Origin of the sequence: Bernardetia sp. (assembly GCF_020630935.1) — a bacterium.
Classification (GTDB): domain Bacteria; phylum Bacteroidota; class Bacteroidia; order Cytophagales; family Bernardetiaceae; genus Bernardetia.
Genome location: NZ_JAHDIG010000004.1, coordinates 89,395 through 111,279, shown reverse-complemented (window position 1 = coordinate 111,279; position 21,885 = coordinate 89,395). Strand labels below are relative to the sequence as shown.

At 33.2% G+C, this 21,885-nt stretch carries 18 protein-coding genes; 15 read left to right on the top strand and 3 right to left on the bottom strand.

From position 1 onward, the window contains the following. Nucleotides 1-58 precede the first annotated feature (58 nt). The 7 genes from QZ659_RS02360 (at nt 59) to QZ659_RS02330 (ending at nt 7,884) form a co-directional block, all read left to right on the top strand. Nucleotides 59-631, top strand: a complete 573-nt coding sequence (locus QZ659_RS02360) for a LysM peptidoglycan-binding domain-containing protein (protein WP_291721326.1) — start codon at nt 59-61, stop codon at nt 629-631. Between the two features lie 146 nt (nt 632-777). After that, the gene (locus QZ659_RS02355; RefSeq protein WP_291721323.1) at nt 778-2,214 is read left to right on the top strand and encodes a Glu/Leu/Phe/Val family dehydrogenase; all 1,437 of its coding nucleotides are present in this window, start codon (nt 778-780) and stop codon (nt 2,212-2,214) included. Nucleotides 2,215-3,182: 968 nt separating this feature from the next. Continuing rightward, nucleotides 3,183-3,680, top strand: a complete 498-nt coding sequence (locus QZ659_RS02350; protein WP_291721321.1) for a hypothetical protein — start codon at nt 3,183-3,185, stop codon at nt 3,678-3,680. 123 nt (nt 3,681-3,803) lie between these two features. Next, nucleotides 3,804-4,700: a bifunctional methylenetetrahydrofolate dehydrogenase/methenyltetrahydrofolate cyclohydrolase FolD gene (gene folD, locus QZ659_RS02345; protein WP_291721318.1), complete on the top strand. Its 897-nt coding sequence runs from the start codon at nt 3,804-3,806 to the stop codon at nt 4,698-4,700. 54 nt (nt 4,701-4,754) lie between these two features. Further along, nucleotides 4,755-5,015 carry a DUF3098 domain-containing protein gene (locus QZ659_RS02340; RefSeq protein WP_291721315.1) on the top strand — a complete coding sequence of 87 codons (261 nt, stop codon included), beginning with the start codon at nt 4,755-4,757 and terminating at the stop codon, nt 5,013-5,015. Nucleotides 5,016-5,017: 2 nt separating this feature from the next. Next, nucleotides 5,018-6,121: a CapA family protein gene (locus QZ659_RS02335; RefSeq protein ID WP_291721312.1), complete on the top strand. Its 1,104-nt coding sequence runs from the start codon at nt 5,018-5,020 to the stop codon at nt 6,119-6,121. Then, the gene (locus QZ659_RS02330; protein WP_291721309.1) at nt 6,118-7,884 is read left to right on the top strand and encodes a hypothetical protein; all 1,767 of its coding nucleotides are present in this window, start codon (nt 6,118-6,120) and stop codon (nt 7,882-7,884) included. Before QZ659_RS02335 ends, QZ659_RS02330 begins: the two co-directional genes overlap by 4 nt. A 62-nt stretch (nt 7,885-7,946) precedes the next feature. Here the strand turns inward: QZ659_RS02330 and QZ659_RS02325 are convergent, their stop codons facing one another. Continuing rightward, entirely contained in the window at nt 7,947-8,630 is a 684-nt protein-coding gene (locus QZ659_RS02325; protein WP_291721307.1) for a hypothetical protein, read from the bottom strand. 8 nt (nt 8,631-8,638) lie between these two features. Continuing rightward, nucleotides 8,639-10,813: a M48 family metallopeptidase gene (locus QZ659_RS02320; RefSeq protein WP_291721305.1), complete on the bottom strand. Its 2,175-nt coding sequence runs from the start codon at nt 10,811-10,813 to the stop codon at nt 8,639-8,641. A 283-nt stretch (nt 10,814-11,096) separates the two neighbouring features. On the opposite strand from QZ659_RS02320, the gene QZ659_RS02315 reads away from it, so the two are divergent. The 6 genes from QZ659_RS02315 to QZ659_RS02290 all read left to right on the top strand — a co-directional run bounded on the left by QZ659_RS02315 (nt 11,097) and on the right by QZ659_RS02290 (nt 18,298). After that, nucleotides 11,097-11,474, top strand: a complete 378-nt coding sequence (locus tag QZ659_RS02315) for a hypothetical protein (protein WP_291721303.1) — start codon at nt 11,097-11,099, stop codon at nt 11,472-11,474. 78 nt (nt 11,475-11,552) lie between these two features. After that, a complete protein-coding gene (locus QZ659_RS02310) occupies nt 11,553-15,014 on the top strand; it encodes a DUF4175 family protein (RefSeq protein ID WP_291721300.1) in 3,462 nt (1,153 codons plus the stop codon). A 34-nt stretch (nt 15,015-15,048) separates the two neighbouring features. Beyond that, on the top strand, nt 15,049-15,981 hold the full coding sequence (locus QZ659_RS02305; RefSeq protein WP_291721297.1) for a DUF4393 domain-containing protein: 933 nt from the start codon (nt 15,049-15,051) through the stop codon (nt 15,979-15,981). Between the two features lie 2 nt (nt 15,982-15,983). Beyond that, the gene (locus QZ659_RS02300; protein ID WP_291721294.1) at nt 15,984-16,313 is read left to right on the top strand and encodes a barstar family protein; all 330 of its coding nucleotides are present in this window, start codon (nt 15,984-15,986) and stop codon (nt 16,311-16,313) included. A 25-nt stretch (nt 16,314-16,338) separates the two neighbouring features. Continuing rightward, nucleotides 16,339-17,100, top strand: coding sequence for a hypothetical protein (locus tag QZ659_RS02295; protein ID WP_291721291.1), 762 nt, complete (start codon nt 16,339-16,341; stop codon nt 17,098-17,100). Nucleotides 17,101-17,209: 109 nt separating this feature from the next. Continuing rightward, complete coding sequence (locus tag QZ659_RS02290) at nt 17,210-18,298, top strand: alkene reductase (RefSeq protein ID WP_291721289.1); 1,089 nt, start codon at nt 17,210-17,212, stop codon at nt 18,296-18,298. Nucleotides 18,299-18,859: 561 nt separating this feature from the next. On the opposite strand, the gene QZ659_RS02285 is transcribed toward QZ659_RS02290, so the two are convergent. Then, a complete protein-coding gene (locus QZ659_RS02285) occupies nt 18,860-19,582 on the bottom strand; it encodes an RluA family pseudouridine synthase (protein WP_291721286.1) in 723 nt (240 codons plus the stop codon). 140 nt (nt 19,583-19,722) lie between these two features. Between QZ659_RS02285 and QZ659_RS02280 the strand changes: the two genes are divergently transcribed. After that, on the top strand, nt 19,723-20,466 hold the full coding sequence (locus tag QZ659_RS02280) for a hypothetical protein (RefSeq protein ID WP_291721283.1): 744 nt from the start codon (nt 19,723-19,725) through the stop codon (nt 20,464-20,466). Between the two features lie 113 nt (nt 20,467-20,579). Beyond that, nucleotides 20,580-21,884, top strand: coding sequence for a threonine synthase (gene thrC / locus QZ659_RS02275; RefSeq protein WP_291721280.1), 1,305 nt, complete (start codon nt 20,580-20,582; stop codon nt 21,882-21,884). Nucleotide 21,885 lies beyond the last annotated feature (1 nt).

Here is a 21,885-nt window from a genome sequence, read left to right as displayed (position 1 = left end):
TTACGTTATTTTTCTACTGTGTTTAAAATTATTTTACACCAAATTTATACTACTGATTATGAAAACTTATTTATCAATTTTGATATTTATGCTTGTTACCTACTCTTCACAAGCACAACATGACATCTATGGAAACTATTATGAAGATAGTCTATTAGTACGTCCTGTCGTTCAGACGGTTCGTACCATTACGCATCAAGGTGTTTTTGAAACTCCAAAAGAAGACGAATATATCTATCACATGGTAGCCGAAGGAGAAACTATCGAATCTATTTTAAATATGTATCAGCTGTGCGCTCCTTGCTTTACAAAGTGGAACAATTATACGTATTCAAGTTTGGAAAGTCTTAAACGAGAAAAACTTTATGAAGGGGAATATCTTAAAGTAGCTCTAAAAGAACAATATTATAAAGGTTTTATTTCAAATCCTGTCAAAAAATACAACTACCTTAAGTTAGATAAAAGACTTTCTGTCTATAAAATTGCAAGAAGATATGGCGTTTCTGAATCGCAACTCAAAACATGGAATAAGTTGAATGAATATACTTATAATCTTGAAGCAGGAACAACACTTATTGTAAATGAAAAAGTATATAAATACGTTTGTCCGTGTAAAGAAACAAATGATTAAATTGTTGAGAGCAACTAGATTAGCTTTATTGAAAATAAATTGTTTATAAAGAATAAGATTTGTATTTTTTAGCTTAGAAAAATGAATTAACTTTAAGCCCAAATACAAAATAAACATTTAAAACACACCTAACCCACATATTTGCTATGGCAAACAATGATAAAGAACATTTAGACCAAGGTGCTAAATTCTACAAAGATGTACTTGGCTCGCTCAACAATGCAGCAGCACTTACCAAGCACCCCAAAGGGCTACTAGAACAAATTATCGTTCCTAATAGTGTCTATGAAATGAGTTTTCCTCTTCGCCTAGACAACGACGATTACCAAGTAATCAAAGCGTGGAGAGTTCAGCACTCTCACCACAAACTTCCCGTAAAAGGAGGTATTCGTTTTGCTGAAGCTGTAAATGCAGATGAAGTAAAAGCACTTGCAACACTTATGTCTTTTAAGTGTGCGCTCGTAAATGTTCCTTTTGGTGGAGCTAAAGGAGGTGTAAAAATCAATCCTAAAAAATATACAGCTCGCCAGTTAGAAACAATTACACGTCGTTATACAACAGAACTTGTAAAAAAAGAAATGATAGGTCCTTCTATTGATGTTCCTGCTCCTGACTATGGAACAGGCGCAAGAGAAATGGCTTGGATTGCTGATACGTATTCACTTCTTCGTCCAGGAATCAATGCACTAGGTTGTGTTACAGGTAAGCCTCTTTCAATGCACGGAATCCGTGGACGTACTGAAGCAACCGGACTAGGTGTTATCTTCGGTATTCGTGAAGCAATGAGTATTGCTGAAGATATGAAGGAATTAGGACTTACTCCTGGGCTGGCAGGAAAGACGGTTATTGTACAAGGGTTTGGTAACGTGGGATACCACGCTGCACTGTATGCACAAAAAGAGGGTGCAATCGTTGTAGGAATTGCTGAATACGAAGGTGGTGTATATAACAAAGATGGTTTTGATGTAGAAGATTTATTCCGTCATCGTAAAGAAACAGGCTCACTAATGGGCTATCCAAAAGCTCAAGAAGTAAAGCCAAGCAATCAACTCATGGAATTTGAATGTGATGTTCTTATTCCTGCTGCTTTAGAAAACCAAATTACAGAAGAAAATGCACCAAGAATTAAAGCAAAAGTAATCGGAGAGGGTGCAAATGGTCCTATTACTAGAGAAGCTGAAGCTATTTTGTTGGAAAAAGGTAAAATGATTCTTCCAGACTTTTATCTCAATGCTGGGGGTGTTACAGTTTCTTACTTAGAATGGCTCAAAAATCTTTCTCGTGTTTCGTTTGGTAAGATTACTAAGCGTTACGACCAAATGGAAAACACTCGTATCGTACAAGCTATCGAAGCTGCAACAGGAAAAGGAGTAGGCGACGACCTTCGCAGAATGATTATGCGTGGTGCAGATGAGCGTGATTTGGTAAACTCTGCTTTAGAAGAAACTATGATTACTTCATATCACCAAGTGAGAGAAACCTTTAAGAATTATAAAGATGTCAAGAGTTTGCGTAATGCAGCTTTTATTACCTCTATTGATAAGATTGCTATTGCTTATATGGAATCTGGTATCTTCCCTTGATTTATCAGTATTATACATAAGGAAAATAAATTTTACTTTGTAAGTCAAAGTTTAAAATTATTTTTTGTAAAAGTTATCAATAACCATCTTTTCGTAAGAAGAGATGGTTTTTTATTTGTTTTTTACTTCAAAAGCCAAATTTTATACACATTTTTTAAAGTTATCCACAATTTGAAAGAAGTTATCCACATTTGCTAAGGTTTTTCTTGGTTTTTCAGATGTTTATACAGTCGAAATCTTGATGTAACACGTTATTCACACGAGAAATCCAAATCTTATCCACACTTATTCACTTTTTTATACTACTTATCCACATTTTAACAAAAGTTACCCACAATTTTAAATTTAGATTCTAATTTTTTAAGTTTGATTTTTAGAAATCTAATCTAATTGGCAGACTTATCCACATATCCACAATTTTATGTGGATAACTTTATACTTTTCCACAGATTTTATACACAAAATGAGGAGTTATCCACCTTTTCCACACTTATTCACAATTTGTGTGAATAGCTGTGTATAACTTGTGTGCTAGATGTGAGTAAGTGATGTTAAGAAATAGTTACTAACAGGTGTTGATAACGTTACCAACACTAACTTTTTGGTTATTAACAACTTATCCACAATGTTGATAATAACTGCTTATCAAATGTTGATAGTGTGGATAAAGCATTTAAAGTCTTGACTATCAATAATTTACATAGTTAATAAGTAGATAAAAAATTGTGGATAAAGTCATTTTTTCTGTGGATAACGTGTTGATAACTAGACTTATCCACTTATCAACACCATAATAGTAGTAATAGGGGTTTTTTAAAAAATGAATTTCTTATTATTTAGTGTGTGGAAAAGTTTTGAAATGGAGAAAAAAAAAAAATTTTTGAAATTGATTTTGAATGCAGCAGTTTGTTTTGTTCTATCGTTTCGATGGTATTCAAATGTTATGAAATTCTAAACTCATTTTGATTATGTCGTATCGAATGCTTTTTAATTTGCTAATTCTTTTTTTGTGTACAGGTTGCTCTGCTTGTGGGGATTATTGTTTACCTAGTATGGAAGGTTTATATTTTAAGTTGGTTGATAAAGAAACAGGAGAAAACGCTATTATCAAATATGGAATAAGTGATTCATTCGAAAACAGAGCCTATTTAACAGATGATTTTGATAATATTATAAATACTATGACTGTAACACCTTATTCTTGGAATAATGAACCACCATATTTATTTATAGGTATAGAGGACGAAGAATATATAGATTACGCAAATAAAGCAGAGGGGTTCAAACTTTGGCTTAAAGACGTGTACATAGGTACTTTTGCATTAACAACAAAAAAATCAAAAGATAATATAACTTCTTGTTGCTCTTCTTATAAAATAACAAAAATTGATTTTGTAGAGCCTAATATTGAAATAACGAAAAAGACAAATGAAAGAGGACTGGAGTTCTACGAAATTCAATTTTAAACGTCATCTTCTAAACTAGAAAAAAAATTAAATCAAAACTCCTTGTTTCTTAATTGAGTTTGAATTAATTACCTTTGTCTGTATCTAAACGTATTTCCTACCTAAGAATTTCTACAAAAATACATGCAGTTAATAGACGGAAAAAATACAGCCGAACTTCTCAAAAATAACTTAGCCAAAGAAGTAGCCACACGTAAAGAAAAAGGTTTTAAAACGCCTCACTTGGCAGCTATTTTGGTGGGTGAAGATGGTGCAAGCCAAACGTATGTAGCCAATAAAGTCAAGTCGTGCGAACAAATTGGTTTTGCTTCTACACTCAAAAATCTTCCTGCTACAATTACAGAAGAAGAATTATTACAAGTGGTAGAAGATTTTAACCAAAATGATGACATTGATGGCTTCATTGTTCAACTTCCTTTGCCAAATCATATCGATGCTGATAAAATTACCTTAGCTATTTCTCCAGAAAAAGATGTTGATGGTTTTCATCCTTCTAATATTGGTAAAATGGTCTTGGGTTTGCCGTGTTATTTGCCTGCTACACCTTTCGGAATTGTCAAACTTTTAGAGCAGTATAACATAGAAACTTCTGGAAAACATGCTGTTGTGATTGGAAGAAGCAATATTGTAGGTTCTCCAATGAGTATTTTATTGGCTCGTAATGAAAAAGTAGGAAATTGTACGGTTACCCTTACGCATAGTAGAACTAAAAACTTAAAAGAAATTTCTAAGCAAGCAGATATTATCATTGCTGCTATCGGAAAGCCAGAATTTGTAACGGCAGATATGGTTTCTGAAGGTGCAATCGTTATTGATGTAGGAACAACACGAGTACCTGATGCAAGCAAAAAATCAGGGTTTGCACTTAAAGGAGATGTAAAATTTGATGAAGTTGCTCCAAAATGTTCATTCATTACGCCAGTACCAGGTGGAGTAGGACCAATGACAGTAACAGCTCTTTTATTTAACACGCTAGAAGCAGCTAAAAGAAAGCAATTAGCAGTTTCCAATAATCAGTAGCTAGTTAAGTTCGTGTAATTTTGCATATTCTAAAATCTAAACTCATATATAAAAATGGAATATAAAAAACCAGATTTGACAAAACAAGACTTTAAAAAAGTAGATAATTCTCAAAACTTACCTTTTGCCTTCGAAAAAATCAATTATATTATGATGATTGGAGGAGTAGTAATAATTACTTTAGGTTTTACCATTATGGCGATGGAAGATGCTCAACATGGTTTTGGCTTCTTAGGTCTCACACTTGGTCCTATTGTTACCTTTTTAGGCTTTATGTTTGAAATTTTTGCTATTCTTTATAAAAAGAAAAAATAACTATGAATAGAAGACGGATAAGGCTTGCCTTATCCCTACAAATTTATGCTTTTTCGTTTATCTTCATCTTTTTCTTTGCTTGTCAAAGTAATGATAATGAAGAAAAGAATGTTGTAAATGAAAAGCCTATAAAATTACTTTTTGGAGGAGATATTTTGCTAGATAGAGGTGTTAGAGTTGAGATAGATAAGCAAGGTTTGATTTCACTTTTCGATAGTTTGCAGCCTATTTTTGAGGAGTATAAATCTGAAAATAATTTTATTCTAGCTAATTTGGAGTGTCCACTTACCGATGAGAGTTCGCCTATTCCAAAGCGTTTTAGTTTTCGTGTGCCTACTTCTTATGCTGACTCACTAAAAAAGGCAGGTTTTACACATCTATTTCTAGCCAACAACCACACCAACGACCACCACCGAAAAGGGCTCTCTTCTACATTTAATTCTCTCAAAAAAAATGGAATTATAGGAATAGGCTACGGAGAAACATACAAGAAAAGTTGTGAACCTGTTTTTATAGAAAAAAATGATACTAAAATTGCTGTTTTTTCTGTGGTTAGAGTTCCTTTAGAAAACTGGTTTATAATGGATAATAAGCCATCTGTTTGTCAGCTGGAAATAAAAGAGTTGATAGAAGAAATTAAAAAATTAAAGAAAAAAGAGCCTCAAACTATTGTTATTGCTTCTCTGCATTGGGGAACAGAATATACATTTTTACCTACAACAGAACAGCGAAAAGAAGCACATCTTCTCACAAAAGCAGGTGCAGATGCCATTATCGGACACCACCCACACGTAACACAAAGCATTGAGTTTGTCAATAACAAGCCTGTTTTTTATAGCTTAGGAAACTTTGTCTTTGACCAAACTGAAAACTTTACAGATAGATGTATTTTAATTGAATTTGAAATTCAAAGTGAGGGAGTAAATAAAATTCAAGTTTATCCATTGAAAATAGAAAGTGCTGTTCCTCAATTTTTTTCAGATAAAGATTCTATTGAAGAAAGCATTTTTACAAAACATTTGAAAAGCCTATCAAAAGGAGTTATTTTTGAAGAAGTGAAAGATACTCTTTCTAGTTCTTCTACCTTTTTGATACGAAAAAAATGAAATATTATACATTCGTCTATACAAAAGTTGTATTGATGGCTTTTTTGTTCTTCTTTGTCCATTCTAGCTTTTCTCAAACCAACACTTCTAGTTTTGTAACTTATCAAACAGATTATTACCATCTTTTAAAGCGTTATGAGATAAAACGAGGAAAGTTTTTTAAGCCTTTTCATAGTTCTACACTTCCCCTTTCTCGCTCCAATATTGCTCTATTTACAGATTCTTTAGCTTTGGATAGTACGAAAAACTACTCAAAATCAGATAAATTCAATATTGATTATCTTTTAAATGATAATTATGAGTTTACAAAAAAAGACAGCGCAAAACAGAAAGGAGTTTTAAAATATTTCTATAAGCGAAAACCAGATTTTCTTTCTTTTTTGAATGATAATTACGATATGAAATTGGAAAAGGGAGCATTAGATTATGTCATTCGTGTCAATCCAATTTTGCATTTAGGAGTAGGGCAAGACAACACAAGAGATGACTTACTCACTTTGAATACCAGAGGGGCAGAAGTTCATGGCGTGGTAGCTCGCAGGATTGGTTTTTATGTGTCTGTAACCGAAACACAAGCTATTTTTCCTCGCTATGTGCAGAATATGATTGATTCTTTAAGTCCAGACCGTTCGTTAGAGAATTTTGTAGTACCAAATGAAGCCTTTGCTAAACCTTTTAAAGAAAATGGTGTAGATTTTTTGAGAGCGACTGGCTATATTACTTTTAATGTTGCTAAGGTGGTTGATGTACAATTTGGACAAGACAAAAACTTTATTGGTAATGGCTATCGCTCACTTGTCTTGTCTGATTTTGCACCTCCTCACTTATTTTTGAAACTACAAACTAAGTTTTGGAAAATAAACTATACCAATCTTTATACACAAATGGTGGCTGATGTACAGCGAGCAAATACACTGTATCCTAAAAAATATGTTATTTACCATCATTTAAGTATTGACTTATCTAAGAAATTTAACTTAGGTGTTTTTGAAAGTATTGCTTACGGAAGAAAAGACCAAGGACAAAATGATACTTTTGATTTGACCTACCTCAACCCATTTATTTTTTATCGTGCCGTTGAACAGGGTATCGGAAGTGTGGATAACGCACTTTTAGGAGCAGATTTTAAATGGCTTCCTGCAAAGGGATTTCAAGTCTATGGACAGTTTGTTTTAGATGAATTAAAAATTGGAGAACTGATAGATAATAATGGTTGGTGGGGAAATAAATATGGTATTCAGCTAGGTTTGAATTATATTGATGTTGCCAAAATCAAGAATTTAGATTTACAGCTAGAAACAAATATTGTTCGTCCTTACACTTATACTCACTCATCAGATGAGCAGCTTTCTAATTTTGTGCATTACAGACAACCTCTTGCACATCCTTTGGGTGCTAATTTTATAGAGTTTTTAGGTATTTTGCGTTATCAACCCACTCCAAGATTAAATCTTACAGGCAAGTTTATTTATGCTGATGTTGGGGAAGATTCAGATGGCAGTAACTGGGGTAGCAATCTTCTGATTCCGAATGTAGATGTAGATGACACCAACGAATATGGAAATACTATTGGACAAGGTGTAGAGACAAACATTCTATTTGGTCGTTTTACAGCTACTTATCAGCTTTACCACAATCTTTTTATAGACGCTGATGTTATTCAAAGAAACAAAACCTCTGCTATTTCCACTAGAGATTTGAGTTCGACAGTTTTTTCACTAGGATTAAGACTCAATATCGGACAGCGTTTGTATGAGTTTTAGACTAATAAAAAAGCCGAATGAAATTGTGTATTCATTCGGTTTTTTTATGTGTTATTTTGAGATTATAATACTGGAAGTACGATTCCTAATCGTACATTGAACATCAATATTGCCAAACCGTCATCAATAGGCATAATAGTTTCCCAGATAGATACAGGAATCATTACTTCTGCCCCTAAAGAGAAAAGAGGAAGTTTGCCAAAACCAAAGTTTTTACCTGCTCCATATCCAATAATATGGTCGGAAAAGGTAAATTTACTATCTACTTCTATATAATCTTCATCTTGTAGCATAAAGCCTTGTCTGTTTCCAAATGCGTAATGATAACGAAGGTGTTGGTAGAACCCTAAAGGAGCAAGTCCTCCCTCACTACGCAAATAGTTTTTGATACCTATTCCTACTGTTCTGACTTTTACTTTTTGAATATCAGCATTTGGCATTTCATCAAAATCAGTATAATTTACACCTAATCGTTGTCGCATTGTTCCAAGTGTAATACTAAACTGACGATTTAAAATGTATTCACCCTCTAAGTTTAGAGCTGCATATATTCCCTTGAGAAAGCCATTTTTATTGTATGGAATATGAGATTCTGAAAAAGGAAGTATATTGGTGTTAGTGTAGGCATTAAAAATAAATCGCTTTCCCATATATCCGACATTTTGGTTTGTTTGAGCAAAACCATCGGCAGCAATCCATATAAGTCCTAGAAGAATTGCTAATCGTATTTTCAATAATGATTTCATATATAGTTTTATCTTGATTTTATTTGAGAAAGTTGAAAGAAAATATTTTGTTTCATAGTAGTTTTATCTAATAAAGTACCTTGTGTGTTATATATCACTAAAGGTCTAGCTTTATCTATATCATAAATCTCTGTTATAATAATAGACTCTCTCCAATGTAAAATCCTGTATGTTGAATAAGGTAAGAAATATATTGTAGGAATACTCAAAAATAGTTCAGTAAAACCCACTGCACTTGAAGGGTCAACTCCTTTTAAATCTATCATAGCCATTCTGACCAAGTGCCTTGTTCCGTTTCGGTCTGCTAACTCTTCAATCTGTGTATGATTGATAGGAACAAAAGAATACATTTCATCTGTTTCTGGCTGTGCAGCATACCAATCATTAATAGTTGCTAAGTCATTAAAAATGTCAAGTGTGATTTCTTTCTTTTCCAACCCTTTAGGGTCAAGAATAGTCGTGTTAAGATTTAGTTTATTAGAAATTTTTTCAACAGATTCAACAGCATATTCTTCCTTGTCAATAATCTTTGTCAGAGGTGCTAGTTTTTTCTTTCTAGTTTGTAATTTTATGTAACGAACATCTGTCATCATAATATTATCTATCCCTAGTGTAAAACCGTGATAACGAGCTTTTGCAACCCTTCTTTTATAACTAAAAAGGTTATCATCATTTTCTTTAAAATCTTCCCAATCCTTGTATTCTTTATACGCCTCTTTCGCTTTTTTCAAAAATGTAGGATAAGAATTATGGTTTTTTATTTCATTTACCCATATTTTTTCAAGTGCATTGGGGTTGAGTGTTGTATCTTCTGAAAGTAAGTCCTCGTGATAGATATGAATATCTGTCAGAAGGTCTGTAATAGCTTTTTTTGCATAAAGGGTATCTAAATTTTTATCTAGGTTAGAAAACAAATGAGTGAGTGCAAAAATAGTTCGGTCTTCTCTATCTAATCTACCCAAAGCAGCATACCAGTCTTTATTTTTCCAATCAATAGCAAAATAATCATAGTCCATAATTACTTTTTCTTGTACATTTCCATATTTAGCAATACCATAAGTTGCTTTTGCCATTGCTGTTTCTAATGAAGGACTCTTTCCATATTTTTTTGTTAGTAGTGAAATCTGATGAATTGCATCTACATATCTGTCATAACGAAGCAGAGTTTGAAGTACTTCATATTGTGCTATTTTTTGAAGATTTTTAAATTCTTCTTGTGTTGTTACCAAATACAGATTTTCTTCGCTTGCCTTATTAATTTTTGAAGAAATATTTGTTATACGTTCCTCAATATTAGGGTGAGTAGAAAATTCTTCCTCATCGTCTTCATCTTCAATATCATCAGATTCATATACTTCTCCTATTTTATAGGCTTTCTTTATACTTTTATTAAATAAAGTATCTTCTATATCTGTAAAATAACTATTAGTAAAATGTTCTTCTTCAAAAGCAAAGGTATTCTCTAAAGAATCTGACCTTCTAAGCATTTCAAAACCACTAATAGCTGGAGTCTGACTATATTGTGTTTTTTGAAATAATTCTAATCCATAGTCATCTGCTTCTATTTCTTGTGATTTTGAATAATTACTCACATTCAAACGCTTTGTATAATCTATTTTTTCTCTCTTCGAATTATTCCAAGTAAATTGTTTTGCGTTTCTTTCTTCCTCCTTTCTAAAAGTATAGCGTTTAATACTGTGTTGTTTGACATAATGAGAAATTTCGTGACTTAAAATATAAGCAAGCTGCGCCTCATTCTCACAACTTGCAATCAAACCAAGATTAACAAAAATAAACCCATCAGAAGTAGTAAAGGCATTAACAACAGGAGATTTTACAGTATAAATCTGAATTTTTTGACGCAGTGTAGGGTCATCTTTTAAAATCAAATCCACAACACGATTTAGATAACGAGTAACTGTGTCGCCAAAAATAACTTTTCCACTCCAAAGAAGCTGATTAATGGCATAACCACTAAGTACATTAAAATCATCTAGTTCAGATTCTGTACGATTCTGCGAGTTGATAGCATAATTTTCCTTTGCTGTATTGAGAAAAGCAGGTGGAATTTTGCCTTCTGATTGTAAAGGTTGATGGAAATAATCTTGTTGTCCATAAAGTGTAGAAATATTTAATAAAACACCCAACAACAAAACAGTATAAGTAAGTACTATTTTTTTCATTAGAGAAAATAAATGTGAAATAAAAAGAAACTACAAAGCTAATCAAAAATAATTTTGGATTATAATAATCAAAATATTGATGTGTAATGATTTCATAATGAATTAGGGTTTTTAGCGTTCTATTTATAAAGTATAGTTAGGTTTTGATGCAAAAAATAAACTTTAACGTTTTTAAAATGCTATCTTTTTTCAATCTGTTTTGAAATTAGTTATATTGTATAGACTTTTATATATCTACTTGTATAATATAATTAATTCAGTTTACTTAATGAGAAAGTTTGCTTTGATACTTCTAGTTCTTTCTACAACTTTATTTTCTGTTTCCTGCCCTAAACAAACTACTTGTCAGTCGTTCAAAGTGGGAAAGTTTAAGTTATCTGATAAAAAATATAATAAGGAATATCTGATAATTAGAAATGATAGTCTTCAAATAGAGACAGATTTGGAAACAGGGAAAGTTTCAAAATACAAAGTTGATTGGGAATCTGACTGTAAGTATGTTTTGACTGTTCTTGAAGGAGATAAAAAAGTCATGGATTTTTATAAAGACAGAAAACTTAGTGTAGAAATTGTCGAATTGTATAAAAATGGTTATAAGTTTTTAGCAGAAGTAGAAGGTATCAATGTCAAGTTTTATCAAGTTCTAACACGAATAGAATAAGAAGTAAATTTATCATTACTAGAAATATAAGACGAAACTGTTGTCTATGTTCATATCGACGACTAACACATATAAAAAATGAAAACATCCATAGAGGCGTTGTATGCCAATATCCAGTCCTATAAAAGAAAATATTATAAAAATTTGCTCCTCAAAGGAACACTGCTTGCTATTTCAGCATTTTTAGGTGCTTTTGCTATTGTGAGTATTTTAGAATACTTCGGAAATTTTAATTCTACGCTCCGAACTGTTCTGTTTTATAGCTTTGTTTCGGTCAGTATTTTTTCGCTTGTTTATTGGGTAGCTATTCCGATATATCAGCTTTTTACGATGGACAAACAGCTTCCTCATAACGAAGCTGCTAAGCAAATTGGACGTTATTTTCCACAAGTACAGGACAGACTTTTAAATGTTTTGCAATTACATTCTTTAAACTCTGAAAAGCAAAGTTCGGATTTATATCAAGCCAGTATCGAACAGAAAGCCTCACAGTTTGCGCCTATTTCCTTTGCTGATGCCATAAAGTATGAGCAAAACCGTCGTTATTTGAGATTTTTATTTATTCCTATTGTCTTGATTGCTGCCTTTTTGATGTGGGATTTGGATTTTTATAAAGCAAGTGCTGTTCGTTTAGTCAATTATGAGCAAGATTATGCACCAAAAGCACCTTTTCAGTTTTCGCTAGATGCAAAGCAGCTTATTGCCTTCAAAGGAGAAGATTTGATTTTTGATGTAAAACTTAGTGGCAGTGCTTTTCCAAATGAAGTCTTTTTGATTACAGAAAATGGACGAAAAATAAAGCTAGACAAGAATTCTGTCAATAGTTATTCTTATCAGTTTACCAATATTCAACGTCCGTTTGAGTTTATGTTGGAAGCAGAAGGCTATACTTCAAATATGTATGAGATTGTAGTGCGTGAGCGTCCACAGCTTCGAAATTTTGTAGCATATCTCAACTATCCTAACTATACAGGTAAAAAAGATGAACGATTAGAAAATACAGGTAATCTTATCGTTCCAGCAGGAACACAAATTGAATGGCGTTTTCAGACACAAGAAACCGAAAAACTGAATTTTGTTTCGATTATTTCAGATGATTCTATCAATGTAAAAACAGCAAAAAAAGAAGAAGATGGATTTTTACTTCAAACTACAGCTTTGAAATCCGAAGCATTTGAAATTGAATTGGAAAATAAATACAGCAAAAACAAAGAAAAAATTAGTTATCTGCTGACAGTCATTCAAGACGAATTTCCAAAAGTGTCGCTCAATCAGTTTCAAGATTCTGTGATGTACGATTATTTGATGTTGGGAGGAAATATTTCAGACGATTATGGCATTACCAATTTACGTTTTAATTATCGTGTTCGTTCTGGAAAAAGTGTATCTGAATACAAATCTTTGCCTCTCAATTTCAATCCAAATGCTATCAATCAGCAATATTTTCATCAAGTAGAATTAGCTCCTCTCAACTTAAAAGCTGGAGACGAACTAGAATATTTTGTGCAAGTTTGGGACAACGATGCTGTTCGTGGTAGAAAGAGTAGCAAAACGGGAAGTTATAGTTTCAAAATTCCGAAAGAGTCTGAAATGCGTGAATCAGTTTCTGAAAGTAGTAAAAATGCAGAATCACAAATTGATAAAACGCTAGAAGATGCTAAAGATTTAAACAAGAAAATCAAAGACCTTGCAGAAGATTTAAAAGGCAAGAAAAAACTGACGTGGCAACAGCAAAAAGAATTGGAAAAACTTTTGGAAGATAAAAAGCAACTGGAAGAAGACATTCGTAAAATGCAAGAGCAAAACAAACAGCTCAACGAGCAGCAGGAAAAGTTTACAGAGCAAGATGAACGTATTGCAGAAAAATCTAAAAAACTACAAGAGTTGATGGACGAACTTATGGATGAAAAAACCAAAGAACTCTACGACAAACTTCAAGAACTTTTGCAAGAGCAAACTAATAGCGAAGAGATAAAAGAAGTCTTGGAAAAGCTCCAAAACAAAGAAATGAATCTTGAAAAAGAGCTTGACCGAACACTAGAAATGTTTAAAAGGCTAGAAGTTGATAAGAAAATGAAAGACATCGCCGAGCAGTTGGAAGACCTTGCAGAAGAGCAAAAAGACCTTGCAGAAGAAACCAAAGAACAGCAAGAAAAAGAAGAAAAGCAATCTAAAAAACAGGCTGAAAAGGATGCAGAAAAAGATGCTGCCAAAAATGAAGAACTCAAAGAAAAGCAAGAGGATTTGAATGAAAAATTTGAAGAAATGAAGGAGCAAATGGAGGAGCTTGACAAGATGAATGAAGAACTAAAAACTCCGAAGGATTTGGAAGACACTAAAAAGAAGGAAGAAGAAGTAAGCGAACAGCAAGAACAAAGTAGTGAGCAACTTCAAAATAATGAAAAAAAGAAGGCTTCACAGTCGCAGCAAAACGCAGGTGAAAAAATGGAGCAAATGGCACAACAAATGCAACAAATGACTTCTTCTGCCGAAATGCAGCAAGCACAAGAAGATTACGATGATTTGCGCCAGCTTTTGGAAAACCTCTTGAAACTATCCTTTGAGCAGGAAGAAATTATGAATGGTTTTAATGAAATTGACCAGCGAGACCCAAAATATATAACGCTTAGTCAAGACCAATTAAAGTTAAAAGATGATGCTCAAATTGTGGAGGACAGTTTGCGTGCGCTTGCCAAGCGTGTTTTTCAGATTGAGAGTTTTGTAATGCGTGAACTTACTGATATGAACGATTATATGGAACAGGTTACGGAGGAAGTAAAAAGCCGTAAAAATCCTCGTCTTTTAGCAAGTCGTCAGCAGTCGGTAATGACTTCTATCAATAATTTGGCTCTAATGCTCAATGATGTTTTGGAGCAAATGCAACAATCGATGTCGTCTATGGGAATGGGGCAACCAAAACCGAGCAATCAGAGTGGAAGTCCGTCGCTTAGTGAGATGCAGCAGTCTATCAATCAGCAGATTGAAAACCTTAAAAAGAGTGGAAAGTCAGGCAGACAGCTTTCAGAAGGTCTTGCCAAAATTGCAGCCCAACAAGAAGCCTTGCGCCGTGCTTTACAAAAAGCAATGCAACAGGGAAAAGGCAAGGACGGAAAAGAAGGTAAAGACGGCAAAAAAGCAGGAAAAGAAGGACAGAACGGAATGGAAGGCGAAAACGGACAAGATGGAAACCAAGACGGAGGAACAGGTGGCAACGGTGGAAATATGTCTAAGATGATAAAAGACATGGAAAAAACTGAAGAAGATTTGGTAAACAAACGCCTTACTCAAGAACTCATCGAACGCCAAAAGCAGATTATGACACGTCTTTTGCAATCTGAAAAAGCTGAAAGAGAACGAGACTTAGACGAAAAACGAGAAGCTGAGCAAGCCAAAGCCAAGCAACGAAGAGTTCCCCCACAGTTTGAGGAGTATTTCAAGCAAAAGGAACAACAAATCGAACTCTTAAAGACAATTCCTCCTGCACTTAGTCCGTACTACAAGCAGCAGGTCAATGAGTATTTTAAGAAGTTGGAGGAGTAAGCTTGGTAAATGTTAATCGCTAAAAATAAATACTATGGATGAAGAAGTATCAAAAGCAGTAAAAGCTGTAATGGATAAAATTCCCACAGACAAATTATATGATGATTTATTTAGCCCTCCTTTGAAAAAAGTGGGAGAAGTTTTAGCTAATATAATTGATGCAGGAAATTTAATTCTGCTTCCAATTAAACTCGCAAATGCTCGTTCTAAACTTTATTTAGAAAATAATTTAAAAAAGTACAAGGAAAAATTAGATAAAATCCCTGAAGATGATTTGCAGAAAGTTCCTGAACAAATAGGGCTACCTATTTTTGACAAACTTACTTCTACAGGTGATGAAAATTTGTCTAATGCTTTCATCAATTTATTGACTAAGGCATCATCTAAAAATAATGTTGGGACTGTACATCCTTCATTTGTCAGCATAATAGATAACTTATCAGTAGATGAAGCTATTCTACTTTTCAAGTACAGAAAAGATAACAAAATACCTTTTATAGACGTGCTTTATGAAGCTGATGTTTTCTCAGAACCTCCTCCTAAAAAAGTTGAGGGAAGAGTAAAAACTACAGACGAGTTACGTAATGATATTAAATATCTTAGTAGTAAAAGGTCTCTAAGTCCTGTAAAGTTAGCTTACAACTTAACTGGAATTGAACTTAGTGAAGATATTAAACTATATTTTCCTAAAAATATTGATTTATATTTAGAAAACTTAGAACGATTAGGTATAATATCGTTTGCAGACGAATGGCAAGAAGTACACAAAGAAAGATACGATTATTTAACTAATGAACTATACAAAGATGTAATAAATCGATTTGAAAAGGAGCTAGAAATTAATGACCCTAGAGTTGTTGGTAATATAAGGATTGTACATAGGTGTATTGGTTTTACTTCTTTTGGACAGGCATTTATAGATGCTGCTATAAAGGATATAGAAGAAAAATCGGAGGAAGTGGAGTAAAAATGCAATACATAGAAAAAATAGAAGACAAAGAATATTTCATTACGGAAATAAATACTTCTAAGTGTAAAGGCAAACAAGGTTTGATAGAAGAGTTTAGCATTGCTTTTTCTATTTACTCAATTGTTCCTAATCTTGATGCTCTGAATGATTTTCTAACAGGTTTGGAATGGATAGAACAGAAAAACTACAAACTCATTCTCAAGAATATGAATAAAGTGGAAAAAAGTAGGGATGATTACGATGAGTTATTTTCTCTAATCAAATACTTAGAAGAACACTGGCAAAGGGAAGAAAATAATTTTATAGTAGAATATGTAAGTCATTCTTAATTGACTTTATCAAAAATAAAATTTTATGAACCCCATCCAAAAATTCAAAGAAATCATAGATAGTGGAATCAATGAAATGCTAGTTAGAGTGTATAACACCAAAACTAAAGAAGTCATTCGGCATACACTAGGTATGAAACAAGACCTAGAAAAATACTATTCGTTCAAGCTATTTTTCTATGAGAAAGATGGAAAAATAATAGAAACTAAAGAATATTCTTATCTGTGTTCAGCACTAGATGAAATCAGAGAGTATTTAGAAAAAACAGACAGGCTAATCGTGGTAAGAGGAGCAGACCGAAACTGTGCAGCTTCTGGAATGCAAACAGATATGAGTGCAGGGCAGGGAATATCAAAATTAGAAATGAATGCCAGACTAAACAAAGGAGAAAAAATAAATAGGTCTGATTATATTTTCAATGTTTTAGAAGATTCTACCATAGAAAACGTAACTACATTAGCTGAACAAAAAGCCTACTGGGAAAAATGGTATTCAAAAGAATTAAAAAACTATATCACAAAAGGAATGAAAACTATCTGGAAATTCGAACTCAAAATGGAAGCTGTACAAAAAATTAGCCTTCCTCCAAAACACAACATTGTCTCTGTCGGAATCATAAAAAAAATCGCCTATATGTGGGTAGAAGTCTGGGGAGATATTTCCAAAACAGAAAAAATCAAAATCTTGACTATTCCTACAGGACAAGAAGTTCCTCAAAATGCTGAATTTGTAGGGACACTTTTCTACAAAGAAGGTGAAATTGTTCAGCACGTTTATAAGAGCTAGAACAAATTTTAACATAACTTTTCAAAAGCATAGTGCGTTAGTGAACTGGAACAATCGTTCCATATTTTTTATTTCACTATTTTTCATTCTTATAAACTACAAAGACATTATGCTTTTTGATTCTTTCAAACTAGGAAATACAACGCTTCAAAATCGTGTCGTAATGGCACCTCTTACTCGTTCAAGAGCCATAGATAATATTCCAAACGATTTAATGGCAAAATATTATGCACAGCGTTCTGGAGCTGGTCTTATCATTACAGAGGGAACAAGTCCGTCGCCAAACGGTTTAGGCTATCCACGTATTCCAGGGGCTTTTTCAGATGAGCAAACAAAAGGTTGGGCAAAGGTAGCCGAAGAAGTACACAAAGGAGGGGCTAAGATTTTTATGCAGCTTATGCACACAGGAAGAGTTTCGCACCCTTTGAATATGGCTAAAGATGCTAAGGTTTTAGGTACAACAGAAAATCCTGTTAGTGGTCAAATGTACACTGACCAAGAAGGGTTAAAAGCCTATCCTCCAGCAAAACTAATGACAGAAGACGAAATTAAAAGTACGATTCAAGAGTATGTAGATAGTGCAAAAAATGCTATCAAAGCTGGCTTTGATGGTGTAGAACTACACGCTGCCAACGGATATTTGATGGAGCAGTTTCTAAACCCTGTGGTCAATGGCTTACAGAATAGCTATAATGGAAACGATGAAGCGAGAGCAAAATTTGTTTTGGAGACAGCAAAAGCTACTATTGCTGAAATTGGAGCAGAAAAAACAGGGATTCGTATTTCTCCTTTTGGAGTTTTTAATGATACTGGTTCTTTTGAAGGAATTGAAGATTTTTATGAGAATTTGGCAAAAGAACTAGGCAAACTCGGTCTTGCTTATATTCATATCGTCGACCACTCACCTATGGGTGCGCCAGAAGTTCCTCGTTCTATGAAAGAAAAAATTAGAGATGCTTTTGGTGGAACAATTATTATTAGTGGAGGCTACGATAAAGAGCGAGCAGAAAAGGATTTGAAAGATGGATTAGGACATTTAGTAGCTTTCGGACGTTCATTTATTGCTAATCCAGATTTGGTAGAGCGTATGAAGCAAAATGCTACTATCAATGAGCCCAACCCAGATACTTTCTATACATCTGGGGCAGAAGGTTATACAGATTACCCTACCTTAGAAGAAGAAAAGCAAGAGGCATAATTTTTTGATTCTAATTATCCAGCAAAACACATAAAAAAACCTTTCCCAAACAGGAAAGGTATTTTTTGTCCACTTACTTACTTTACTTACTACTTAAGCCTTTAGAAAATCTTCAAAGAGAAATATAAAAATGGTTAGCTGCCAAAAATTTCTCTGTACAGTTATTGTGTTCAGAACACGAACTAACAACTTTCTCTTTTGTTTTCTAAAATTTTAATTTGCTATTCATTTGTAGTGAAACGAACAACAAACATTCACAAAAAATAAGATACTGATAAAAGTTTTGCTATCTGCAAACAGTAATCTTGGTGAATCAATGTCTTTTAACTATCTGTATCGTTTTACAGATTTACTTAATATAGTTTCAATCTATTTGCCAAGCCAAATTTTTTTTGAAGTATTTTTACAATAATTTTTTCTTTTTTTTGTAAAAACGCTTTTTTAAGCGATTTAAGCGTGTTTTTTTCTATGAAAAGAATTTTTTGTATTTTTTCTCTTCATGATAATATCCTAAAAAATTTTCAAAATGAAATAGACCTTTTTTCATTGTGAAAACTTTGTTTAGATATCAAACTTTCCTAGTTGTCTCAATAAAGCTCTAAAATCTTTTGGATATTCTGTTACAGCTTTTATTTCTTCTCCATTCATTCCCTTAAAGGCAAGTTCTTTGGCGTGAAGTGCTACACGTTGCATTAGTGGAAGTTCTTCTTCCCATTTTTTAAGGTTAAATTTTTTGCGTTTTATCTCTGAAAGAAATAAATCTTTCCCTCCGTAGGCTTTATCTGCCACCAAAGAAGCTCCCAATGTTTGTGCATGCACACGAATTTGGTGTAATCGTCCTGTAATCGGACGACATTCTAAAAGTGTGTAATGGCGAAAGGCCTCTAATGTAGTAAAAAATGTAAGTGAATGTTTTCCTTGTTTGTAGCTAATTTGAGAAAGTCCCGTTTTGGTTTTGTATAAAGGCACTTCAACGGCTTCTTCTTGAAAATCGTGTACTCCACTCGCAACAGCATGATACACTTTCTCTACTTGGCGTTCTTGAAACTGAATAGACAAATGGCGATAGGCTTCAAAATGTTTGGCAACAGCCACAGCTCCACTGGTTTCTTTGTCCAAACGGTGTCCTAGTTTTGCTTCTGGAATTTCATTTCTGACAATTTGCAAAAGGTTCATTGCATTGCCCAAACGCTCATCTAAAGATGACAGAAAAGGAGGTTTATCTACAATTAAGTAATCGTCATTTTCAAAAAGAACAAGGTCAGAGAGTGTATATCGCTTCATATTGTATGCTGTAAAATAAAAAGTACAAAGACTACAAAATTACGTATTTCTTAGGAAAGAAATGAAGTTTGAGAAGTTTCTAAGCACAATATTTGAACAAGATGAGAGATTGAATGGCTTAGAAACAAACTTTAAAAAAAATGAAAATAAATTACTACACAACATTTCTCTCAATAGTGTTGTTTTTTGCTACCTCTCTATCCCTTTTTGCACAATTAGATGAGAATGAGAAATTGGTTTATAAACTCATAAAACAAGATAATGCGAAGAAGTTAAAAAAGTTAATGAATCAAGATATGGAGTTCAAAAATTATGTTCTTACATATTACAGCAAAACAGAAAAAACATATTTAGAACAAGCTATTGATGATTGTAGCCTAAAAACAGTAGAGTTACTAACAAAGAACAAAGCGATTATAGGTTATACAGAAGAATATTCTGAGGAAATAGTGGATATTTACATAGACGAATTGAGCTGTGTTTTTAGCTCAAAAAAGAAAAAATGTTTAGTTGCTGCTTATGCTCAATTAGTCAAAAATGATTATGTACGTATTCGCCCTACTTTATTAGGCAGACTAAATTGTTATTTTGATGTGGTTAGTGAGTGGTATGTTGAGATGCAACCGATAGTAAAAGAGCTTATAGGCAAAGGATTGAAGGTGGAGGAGTCAATAATAAATATTACTGAAGAAAGAGAAAATTATTTGATAGAGCTTTGTAAGTTAGAAAAACAGTTTACTGAGGAGTTTACTCAAAAAGAAATACATGACATTCGCAATTACATTTTGTTTTTGAAAGAACAAAAAGTAGATTTCAAAACAGAAATAAATGGAAAAAGACCTATTGATTTACTTAGCAAAGAGTTTCAAAAAGAGGCAGAATAAAAGTAACGGCTCACTATCCACTACAAAATTATCTATCGACTTATAGGTTTTAGCAAAATGATTTTTTATTTTTATCAGAATATTAACTTCTATCTTATTCTTTATCATTTTTAATGAATTATTCTAGTACGAACGGAAACACTTCAGTTGATTCACTACGTGAAGCTCTATTTCAGACCTTTAGCTCAAATGGCGAACTTCTGATACCAACAAAAATAAATCGTTTGCCAAAAGATTTTCTGACCAACCTTCATACATTTTCTTTTCCAGAAATTTGTTTGAAGATTTGTAAGTATTTGTTGGAAGATGAAATTCCTAAAAAAGACATAGAAAAGATAATTCAAAATACATTTGATTTTGATATTCCATTGGTCGAAATCTATGAAAAAGACGTATATGCACTAGAACTTTTTCATGGCAACACCCACTCGTTTAAAGATGTAGGAATGCGTTTTATAGCTGAGCTAATCACCTACTTTTCAGAAAAAGAGAAAGAAAATAAAGAAACAACTATCTTGGTAGCCACTACTGGCGATACTGGAAGTGCAGCAGCAAGTGCATTTTATAAGAGAAAAGGAATAAGAGTTTGTATTCTGTATCCAAAAAATAAATTGAGTGTTTTACAAGAAAAACAACTCAATACATGGGGAGAAAATATTACAGCCTTAGAAATTGATGGTACATTCGAAGATTGTCAAAGATTGGTAAAGGAGGCTCTAATGGACAAAGAACTAAATCAAAAACTTCGAATTACGACAGCCAACTCGTATAACTTCCTTCGTATTTTACCTCAAATATTTTATTACTTTTGGGCAGTAGCACAGCTAAAGGGAGAACAGCGAACAGCTATTTTTTCTGTACCAAGTGGTAATTTTGGTAACCTAACGGCTGGAATTATTGCAAAGAAAATGGGCTTACGCATCAGTCGTTTTATTGCTGCTACTAATATCAACGATGTTGTGCCTCAATATTTACTCAATGGAAGTTTCGAACCTCGTCCTGCTGTTCGTACGGTTTCTAGTTCGATGGATACTGGTAACCCTGTAAACTTCAAACGCCTTTTGAGTCTTTATAATCATTCTTATACTCGTTTTTCAGCAGATATTGCAGGATATAGACTTACTGATAGGCGCATACAAAACACGATTAAAGACCTCTATGAAGGATATGATTATCTTGCCGACCCACATTCTACAGTAGGCTATGCTGCTCTCAAAAATTATCTTACACCAGAAAGTGAGGTAGGTATTTTCTTAGCCACAGCGCATCCAGCTAAATATCAAGAAGTAGTCAAACAGGTGCTTCCTTATGTAGAAATAGAAACTCCTACCTTTTTAAAAGAGGTTTTAGATAAAGAAAAACAGATTGTACCTCTTTCTTCTAAAATAGATGATTTGAAAGCGTTTTTAGCTAAATAAA

What these genes read in the sequence shown, in the direction of transcription:
- QZ659_RS02360 (WP_291721326.1), top strand. Translation starts at nt 59, where the DNA reads ATGAAAACTTATTTATCAATTTTGATATTTATGCTTGTTACCTACTCT.
- QZ659_RS02355 (WP_291721323.1), top strand. Translation starts at nt 778, where the DNA reads ATGGCAAACAATGATAAAGAACATTTAGACCAAGGTGCTAAATTCTAC.
- QZ659_RS02350 (WP_291721321.1), top strand. Translation starts at nt 3,183, where the DNA reads ATGTCGTATCGAATGCTTTTTAATTTGCTAATTCTTTTTTTGTGTACA.
- folD (WP_291721318.1), top strand. Translation starts at nt 3,804, where the DNA reads ATGCAGTTAATAGACGGAAAAAATACAGCCGAACTTCTCAAAAATAAC.
- QZ659_RS02340 (WP_291721315.1), top strand. Translation starts at nt 4,755, where the DNA reads ATGGAATATAAAAAACCAGATTTGACAAAACAAGACTTTAAAAAAGTA.
- QZ659_RS02335 (WP_291721312.1), top strand. Translation starts at nt 5,018, where the DNA reads ATGAATAGAAGACGGATAAGGCTTGCCTTATCCCTACAAATTTATGCT.
- QZ659_RS02330 (WP_291721309.1), top strand. Translation starts at nt 6,118, where the DNA reads ATGAAATATTATACATTCGTCTATACAAAAGTTGTATTGATGGCTTTT.
- QZ659_RS02325 (WP_291721307.1), bottom strand. Translation starts at nt 8,630, where the DNA reads ATGAAATCATTATTGAAAATACGATTAGCAATTCTTCTAGGACTTATA.
- QZ659_RS02320 (WP_291721305.1), bottom strand. Translation starts at nt 10,813, where the DNA reads ATGAAAAAAATAGTACTTACTTATACTGTTTTGTTGTTGGGTGTTTTA.
- QZ659_RS02310 (WP_291721300.1), top strand. Translation starts at nt 11,553, where the DNA reads ATGAAAACATCCATAGAGGCGTTGTATGCCAATATCCAGTCCTATAAA.
- QZ659_RS02305 (WP_291721297.1), top strand. Translation starts at nt 15,049, where the DNA reads ATGGATGAAGAAGTATCAAAAGCAGTAAAAGCTGTAATGGATAAAATT.
- QZ659_RS02300 (WP_291721294.1), top strand. Translation starts at nt 15,984, where the DNA reads ATGCAATACATAGAAAAAATAGAAGACAAAGAATATTTCATTACGGAA.
- QZ659_RS02295 (WP_291721291.1), top strand. Translation starts at nt 16,339, where the DNA reads ATGAACCCCATCCAAAAATTCAAAGAAATCATAGATAGTGGAATCAAT.
- QZ659_RS02290 (WP_291721289.1), top strand. Translation starts at nt 17,210, where the DNA reads ATGCTTTTTGATTCTTTCAAACTAGGAAATACAACGCTTCAAAATCGT.
- QZ659_RS02285 (WP_291721286.1), bottom strand. Translation starts at nt 19,582, where the DNA reads ATGAAGCGATATACACTCTCTGACCTTGTTCTTTTTGAAAATGACGAT.
- QZ659_RS02280 (WP_291721283.1), top strand. Translation starts at nt 19,723, where the DNA reads ATGAAAATAAATTACTACACAACATTTCTCTCAATAGTGTTGTTTTTT.
- thrC (WP_291721280.1), top strand. Translation starts at nt 20,580, where the DNA reads ATGAATTATTCTAGTACGAACGGAAACACTTCAGTTGATTCACTACGT.